A 6,369-nucleotide genomic window follows, 5' to 3' on the forward strand; every position below is an offset into this window, starting at 1 on the left:
GGCGGGGTCAGGTGACACCGATGACCAGGGTGCTCTGTGCGGCTTCGATGACGTCGTTGGTGATGGTGTCGAGTTCGTTGATCTTCAGGACCCGCTGGATCTGGGGGAAGAGGCGTTCGAGGAGCCGGAAGTTGCCGCGGGCGTAGAAGAGGGACAGGACGATGATGTCGTCGATGTTCGTGGCCACGAACAGGCCGATCGCCTGCAGGATCGGGGTGAGCAGTTCCATCGGTGCCTTTCAGGGCGCGCCGGACCGCCGGCGGTGGGTCAGTGGGGCCGCGTTGGTCCGCGGGGGTCAGTGTCCGCGCGTGGGCTGGTGGGTGCGTGCGGCGCGCAGGCCGTTGAGGATGACCAGGACCTCGGCGACTTCGTGGATGAGTACGACGGCGGCCAGGCCCAGGACGCCGGTGATGGCCAGGGGTGGCAGCGCGGCGATGATGAGCAGTGACAGGACGATGTTCTGGTTGACGATGCGCCGTCCGCGTCGGGCGTGGGCGATGGCCTGGGGCAGCAGGCGCAGGTCCTGGCCGGTGAAGGCGATGTCGGCGGACTCGATCGCGGCGTCGGAGCCGGTGGCTCCCATCGCGATCCCGACGTCGGCCGCGGCCAGGGCGGGGGCGTCGTTGATGCCGTCACCGATCATCGCGGTGGGCCGGCGCACGCTGAGCTCGCCCACGGCGGCGGACTTGCCTTCGGGGCGCAGCTCGGCGCGCACGTCGCTGATGCCGGCCTGGGCCGCGAGGGCGCGGGCGGTGCGCTCGTTGTCTCCGGTCAGCATCGTGACGTCGATGCCCTGGCCCGCCAGGGTCGTGATGACCTCGGGGACCTCGGGACGGAGCTCGTCACGCACCCCGATCGCCCCGGCGACCGCGCCGTCGCGGTGGACGACGACGACCGTCATCCCCTGGGCCTCCAGGTCACGGACCCGGTAGGTGAGGTCGCCGGGGTCGACCCAGCGGGGGCTGCCGACCAGCACTACGGCGCCGTCGACGGTGCCGTGGATTCCGTGGCCGGCTTCCTCGGTGGTGCCCTGGGCGGCGGGGATTGTGGGGGCGGCGTGGGTGATGGCGGTGGCGAGGGGGTGGGTGCTGTGCTGCTCGAGCGCGGCGGCCCAGGCCAGGACCTGTTGCTCGGTGACGTCGGCGGCGGGGACGACGGCGGTGACGGTGGGCTGGTTGCGGGTCAGGGTCCCGGTCTTGTCGAAGGCGACGTGCCCGATGTCCCCGAATCGTTCGAAGATGGCACCGCTCTTGATGATGACGCCGAACTTGCTGGCCGAGCCGACCGCGGAGACCACGGTGATCGGCACCGCGATCGCCAGCGCACACGGGGAGGCGGCCACGAGCACCACCAGGGCGCGGGTGATCCAGGTCTGCGGGTCACCGGCGAGTGAGCCGATGAGCGCGACCAGCACGGCCAGGACCAGGACGCCGGGCACGAGCGGACGGGCGATGCGGTCGGCCAGCCGGGCGCGTTGCCCCTTCTCGGCCTGGGCGCGTTCGACCAGGCTCACGATCGTGGTCAGGGAGTTGTCGGTGCCGGGCGCGGTCGCCTCGACCTGCAGGGCTCCGGCGGCGTTGATCGCCCCGGCAGACACCTCATCACCGGGGCCGACCTCGACGGGGATGGACTCACCGGTGATCGCCGAGGTGTCCACGCTGCTGTGCCCGCTGCGGACGATGCCGTCGGTGGCGATGCGCTCACCGGGCCTGATCAGCATGACCTGCCCCGCGGCCAGGTCACGGGCCGGGACGCTCGCGCTATGGCCGTCGGTGAGGACGGTGGCGCTCTGGGGCACGAGCTTGAGCAGCGCGCGCAGCCCGGCACGCGCCCGGTCCATCGCCCGGTCCTCCAAGGCCTCGGCGATGGAGTAGAGGAAGGCCAGGGCCGCGGCCTCCTCCACGTGGCCGAGGATGACCGCGCCGGTGGCGCTCATCGTCATGAGGAGCGCGATGCCGAGCTTGCCCGTGGCGAGCTTGCGCAGCGCACCGGGGACGAACGTGGAGGCCCCGAGCAGCAGACCGACCCAGAACAGCACCAGCGCCGCGCTCTGGGCGCCGGACCACTCACAGGCCAGCCCGGCGACGAACGCGACCCCCGAGGCGATGGGGATCAGGACGGCGCGGTCAGCCCACCACGGGGTCTCGTGCTCGTCGTCGGTCTCGAGCTCCTCGACGGGGGTGTGGGTGGTCGCCCTCATGCCACGGTCCCGCTCGGGCAGCAGCCGGGCACCGTGCAGGTGGCATCCACGCACGGGGCGTTCTCATCGACGGCCAGCGTCACCTCGACCAGCGCGGTCATCGCCGCCCCCAGGTGGGGGTCGGCGATCTCGTACCGCGTCTGGCGCCCCTCGGGCTCGGCCACGACGATGCCGCAGTCCCGCAGGCAGGTGAGGTGGTTCGACACGTTCGACCGGGTCAGGCCTAGGTCGCGGGCGAGTACCGCCGGGTAGCTCGGGCCCTCGAGGAGTGTCATGAGGATGCGGGAGCGGGTCGGGTCGGCCATCGCCCGGCCCAGCCGGTTCATCACGTCCAGCCGCGAAGCAATAGTCAGCATGCGCTGACCATACAGAACCTGCTGACCTCTCGTGTGTGGCTCCCGCTGCTGATATCTGCATAGGTGTATGGTCGTGGCATGAGTGTGACGCCGTTGGATTCGTGTCAGGTCACCGCCGTCCATCCGGAGAAGGTGGCGCTGACCCGGGAGAGGATCCCCGACGAGCGCGAGGCCGGCAGGTTGGCCGGGCTGTTCAAGCTCCTGGGGGACCCGCGCCGTGCCCGGGTGCTGTATGCGTTGCTGGAGGCCGGCGAGCTGTGCGTGTGTGACCTGGCGGCGTCGGTCGATGTCGCGGAGGCGTCGGTGTCCCAGGTGCTGCGGGTGCTGCGTACCGCTGGGGTGGTCGAGAACCGCCGGGAGGGGCGGATGGTGTACTACCGCCTCGCTGACGGGCATGTGCGGATGCTGCTGGACGTCTCCCGTGAGCACGCCCGCCACGAGGGGCAGGGCTGATGGGGGCGGGACACAGCCATGCCCCGGCGACCGGGCATGCCGGTGGCCGCTACCGTCGGCGGCTGGCGGGGGCGTTCGCCCTGACGGCGGGCTTCTTCCTGATCGAGCTGGTCGCGGGGCTGGTGTCGGGGTCGTTGGCGCTGCTGTCGGATGCCGGGCACATGGCTGCCGATGTGGTGGTGCTGGGTGCGGCGCTGCTGGCGACGCGCATCGCGAGCCGGCCGGACTCCACGGGGCGACGCACCTATGGCTCCTACCGGGCCGAGGTGTTCGCCTCGGCGTTGGCGGTGCTGGCGATGCTCGCGGTCGGGGTGTACGTGGTGGTCGAGGCCATCAGCCGGCTGGGCGACGCGCCGGAGGTGGCCTCCGGCGCCATGCTCGCGGTCGGCTTCGCCGGCCTGGTGATCAACATCATCTCCATGCTGCTGCTGCGCAGCGGGGCCAAGGACAGCCTGAACGTCAAGGGCGCCTACTACGAGGTGATCGCCGACGCCGCCGGGTCGGTGGGTGTCATGGTCGCCGGCGTGCTGATCATCCTCACCGGCCAGCCGATCTGGGACGTCGTGGTCGCGGCGCTCATCGCGGTCTTCGTCATCATCCGGGCGGTGGTTCTGGGCAGGCAGGTGATCGCGGTGCTGGGCCAACACGCCCCGGAAGGGGTGGACCCGGAGGACGTCGCCGGTGACCTGGACGCGGTCGAGGGGGTGGAGGAGGTCCACGACCTGCACCTGTGGACCCTGACGTCGGGGATGAACGTGGCCACGGCCCACCTGGTCGCTGACCAGGGCGCGGACCACGGCGCCGTGCTTGCCGGCGCGCGCCGGGTGCTGCGCGACCGTTACGGTATCGCCCATGCCACCTTGCAGGTGGAGGGCGCCGGCAGCGACGGCTGTCACGACCTGAGCTGGTAGCACTCGGCACGGAAGCCCGCTCGCGAGAGCCGCACATGCTTGAGCAACGTCTTAGGAGCGCGCGATGACCGCGAAGCACGGCAAGGGCCCCGGGCCGGACGAGGGCCAGCGGCCGGCCCGGCGCGGGGTGGTGCTCACCCTGCTGGGGATCGGTCTGGTCGCCGCGGCTTACGTGGTGACGATCGTGGTCATGGTGGTGCGGTGACGCGGCCCAAACGGACCGCGGCCTCATGGCGGCGCCGCAAGGCGGTCATCGCGTCGTCCAGTGCTGTCCTCGTCGGGTCGAGCACGTAGAGGTCGTGAAGACGTCCAGATATAGGCCTGGGACGGGAGTTCTTGCATCGACTGAACTCCCCGGTGGTTGCAGGTCCGATACGCAGGGGTGCCAGTAAGTAGGGCTGATCGGCGCCCATTTTCTTGTCTCGCGCCCCGGGGCGAGGCGGTCCCCTATCGGTGTCCCTGTGTGCGGGGCAGGTTCACGCCGCGCAGCAGGAGAGCTTGGCGATGTCGGTGGTGAAGGCCTGCGCGGTGAGCTTGAGGCCTTCGGCCATGGTCAGGTAGGGGCTCCAGAGGTTGGCGACCTGGCTGGTGGTCATGCCGGCCTCGAGCATGTAGACCCCGGCGGCGGCGAGGTCGCCGGCGTCCTGGGCCAGGGCGGTAATGCCGATGATGCGGCCGGTGTCGGCGTCGGTGACCATCTTGATGAACCCGCGGGTGTCGCGGTTGACGATCGCGCGTGGGACGTGCGCGAGTGACAGGACACGGCTGTCGTAGCGGATCCCGGCAGCGGAGGCCTGCCGTTCGGTCATCCCGACGGCGGCCAGGGCGGGGCTGGTGAACACGACCCGGGGCAGGTGGCGGTAGTCGACCTCGAGGCCGGCGCCGGTGAGGGCGTTGTCGGCGACGAGGGCGCCGTGGGCCGCGGCGACGTACACGAACTGACGGTGGGCGGTGACGTCACCGGCAGCCCAGACGCGCGGGTTGGTGCTGCGCAGATGGCTGTCGACGACCACCTCGCCGTGGTCGCCGGTGCGCACGTCGACGGTGTCGAGACCGAGCGTGGCGGTGACCGGGCGGCGCCCGGTGGCGACGAGTACCTCGGCCGCCCGGAGTTCCTGTGAGCCGTCAGTGGTGGTGGCAGTGACCGTGACCTCGCCGGTGGCCGGGTCGCGGCGGACCGCGCTGGGCACCGCGCCGCGGATGATCTGGATGCCTTCGTCCGTGAAGATCTCATCCAGGGCGGTGGACGCCTCGGGTTCTTCCTGGGACGCCAGCCGTGAGCGGACCAGCATGGTGACCCGGACGCCGAGCCGAGCGAAGAGCTGGGCCTGCTCCATCGCGACGTAGCCGCGGCCGATGACCAGCAGCGACTCCGGGACGTGGTCCAGTTCCATCGCGGTGGTCGAGGTCAGGTAACCGGCCTCCTGCAGGCCGGGGACCGGCGGCGCCCAGGGCCTGGAGCCGGTGGCGATGAGGTAGTGCGCGGCCCGGACCGTCTCCACCGTGCCGTCAGGGCCGGTGACGCGCAGTGCCGGCTCGCTGGGTGTGCCGACGAACGTGGCGTCCCCGGGGTGGAGATCCCATCCGTACTCGGTGGCCAGGTCCAGGTACTTCTCGCCACGCAGTGACCCGACGAGCCGATCCTTGCCGGCGATCAAGGCGGGCATGTCGACCGGCCGGACTTCGGGGAGCGGCAGGCCGGGGAACCGGGAGGCGTCGAGTGTGACGTGGCGGGCCTCGGCGGTCGCGAGCAAGGCCTTGGAGGGCACGCACCCGGTGTTCACGCAGGTACCGCCGACGGTGCCACGCTCGATCATCACCACCCGTCTGCCGAGGTTGGTGGCGCGGATCGCGGCCGCGAACGCCGCCCCACCGGACCCGATCATTGCCAGGTCATACGACCTGCTGTTAGCCGTTGCCGTCATGAACTCCTCCTTCATCGCCCTCAGGATCGACCTTCCAGTGCACTGGAAGGTCAAGGGGGAGAATGAGTGGCATGCGGATCGGTGAGGTGGCTCGGGCGTCGGGCACGACGAGCAAGACCCTGCGGTACTACGAGGAGGTCGGGCTGCTACCCGCCGCGGACCGCACCCCGGCGGGCTACCGGGACTACGGCGCCGAGGTGCTCGACCGGCTGGACTTCATCCGCCGGGGGCAAGCGGCCGGGCTGACCCTGGCCCAGATCGGTCAGGTGCTGGATATCCGCGACCGGGGGCAGGCCCCCTGCCGGCACGTCACCGACCTGCTCGCCACCCGCCTTGATGTGATCGACCGGCAACTCGCCGAGCTCGCGCAGCTACGCACCACGATCGCCGACCTGCGCGAGGACGCCGCCGCCGGCGACCCGGCCACGTGCTCCCCCGAGGATGTCTGCCGCTACCTGTGACACCGAAGTTCACGGGCCCGTGGCAGCGCATGGCGGCCCACTCTGTTGCGTTGGGGTGTTAGA

General features: G+C 70.9%; 7 protein-coding genes and 1 pseudogene. 4 read left to right on the plus strand and 4 right to left on the minus strand.

What is annotated here, in order from left to right; genetic code table 11:
* Nucleotides 1-133: 133 nt before the first annotated feature.
* The 3 genes and pseudogenes from ACHFFZ_RS09860 to ACHFFZ_RS09870 all read right to left on the minus strand — a co-directional run.
* Nucleotides 134-229: pseudogene (locus tag ACHFFZ_RS09860) on the minus strand (cadmium transporter); the annotation flags it as partial.
* A 66-nt stretch (nucleotides 230-295) separates the two neighbouring features.
* A complete protein-coding gene (locus ACHFFZ_RS09865) occupies nucleotides 296-2,200 on the minus strand; it encodes a cation-translocating P-type ATPase (RefSeq protein WP_068398428.1) in 1,905 nt (634 codons plus the stop codon).
* Nucleotides 2,197-2,556: a helix-turn-helix transcriptional regulator gene (locus tag ACHFFZ_RS09870; protein ID WP_060774483.1), complete on the minus strand. Its 360-nt coding sequence runs from the start codon at nucleotides 2,554-2,556 to the stop codon at nucleotides 2,197-2,199. The genes ACHFFZ_RS09865 and ACHFFZ_RS09870 overlap by 4 nt, the downstream gene beginning before the upstream one ends.
* 78 nt (nucleotides 2,557-2,634) lie before the next feature.
* On the opposite strand from ACHFFZ_RS09870, the gene ACHFFZ_RS09875 reads away from it, so the two are divergent.
* The 3 genes from ACHFFZ_RS09875 to ACHFFZ_RS09885 all read left to right on the plus strand — a co-directional run bounded on the left by ACHFFZ_RS09875 (nucleotide 2,635) and on the right by ACHFFZ_RS09885 (nucleotide 4,125).
* Nucleotides 2,635-3,009: a helix-turn-helix transcriptional regulator gene (locus ACHFFZ_RS09875; protein WP_036334148.1), complete on the plus strand. Its 375-nt coding sequence runs from the start codon at nucleotides 2,635-2,637 to the stop codon at nucleotides 3,007-3,009.
* Nucleotides 3,009-3,920, plus strand: coding sequence for a cation diffusion facilitator family transporter (locus ACHFFZ_RS09880; RefSeq protein WP_002854089.1), 912 nt, complete (start codon nucleotides 3,009-3,011; stop codon nucleotides 3,918-3,920). The genes ACHFFZ_RS09875 and ACHFFZ_RS09880 overlap by 1 nt, the downstream gene beginning before the upstream one ends.
* Nucleotides 3,921-3,984: 64 nt before the next feature.
* Nucleotides 3,985-4,125: a hypothetical protein gene (locus ACHFFZ_RS09885; RefSeq protein WP_002854087.1), complete on the plus strand. Its 141-nt coding sequence runs from the start codon at nucleotides 3,985-3,987 to the stop codon at nucleotides 4,123-4,125.
* 271 nt (nucleotides 4,126-4,396) lie between these two features.
* Here the strand turns inward: ACHFFZ_RS09885 and merA are convergent, their stop codons facing one another.
* A complete protein-coding gene (merA, locus tag ACHFFZ_RS09890; RefSeq protein ID WP_394276459.1) occupies nucleotides 4,397-5,845 on the minus strand; it encodes a mercury(II) reductase in 1,449 nt (482 codons plus the stop codon).
* 71 nt (nucleotides 5,846-5,916) lie between these two features.
* On the opposite strand from merA, the gene ACHFFZ_RS09895 reads away from it, so the two are divergent.
* Nucleotides 5,917-6,306, plus strand: a complete 390-nt coding sequence (locus ACHFFZ_RS09895) for a heavy metal-responsive transcriptional regulator (protein ID WP_394276460.1) — start codon at nucleotides 5,917-5,919, stop codon at nucleotides 6,304-6,306.
* The last annotated feature ends 63 nt before the right edge of the window (nucleotides 6,307-6,369 follow it).

It is taken from the genome of Luteococcus sp., assembly GCF_043424415.1.
Classification (GTDB): Bacteria; Actinomycetota; Actinomycetes; order Propionibacteriales; family Propionibacteriaceae; genus Luteococcus.

What these genes read in the sequence shown, in the direction of transcription:
- ACHFFZ_RS09870 (WP_060774483.1), bottom strand. Translation starts at nt 2,556, where the DNA reads ATGCTGACTATTGCTTCGCGGCTGGACGTGATGAACCGGCTGGGCCGG.
- ACHFFZ_RS09865 (WP_068398428.1), bottom strand. Translation starts at nt 2,200, where the DNA reads ATGAGGGCGACCACCCACACCCCCGTCGAGGAGCTCGAGACCGACGAC.
- merA (WP_394276459.1), bottom strand. Translation starts at nt 5,845, where the DNA reads ATGACGGCAACGGCTAACAGCAGGTCGTATGACCTGGCAATGATCGGG.
- ACHFFZ_RS09880 (WP_002854089.1), top strand. Translation starts at nt 3,009, where the DNA reads ATGGGGGCGGGACACAGCCATGCCCCGGCGACCGGGCATGCCGGTGGC.
- ACHFFZ_RS09895 (WP_394276460.1), top strand. Translation starts at nt 5,917, where the DNA reads ATGCGGATCGGTGAGGTGGCTCGGGCGTCGGGCACGACGAGCAAGACC.
- ACHFFZ_RS09875 (WP_036334148.1), top strand. Translation starts at nt 2,635, where the DNA reads ATGAGTGTGACGCCGTTGGATTCGTGTCAGGTCACCGCCGTCCATCCG.
- ACHFFZ_RS09885 (WP_002854087.1), top strand. Translation starts at nt 3,985, where the DNA reads ATGACCGCGAAGCACGGCAAGGGCCCCGGGCCGGACGAGGGCCAGCGG.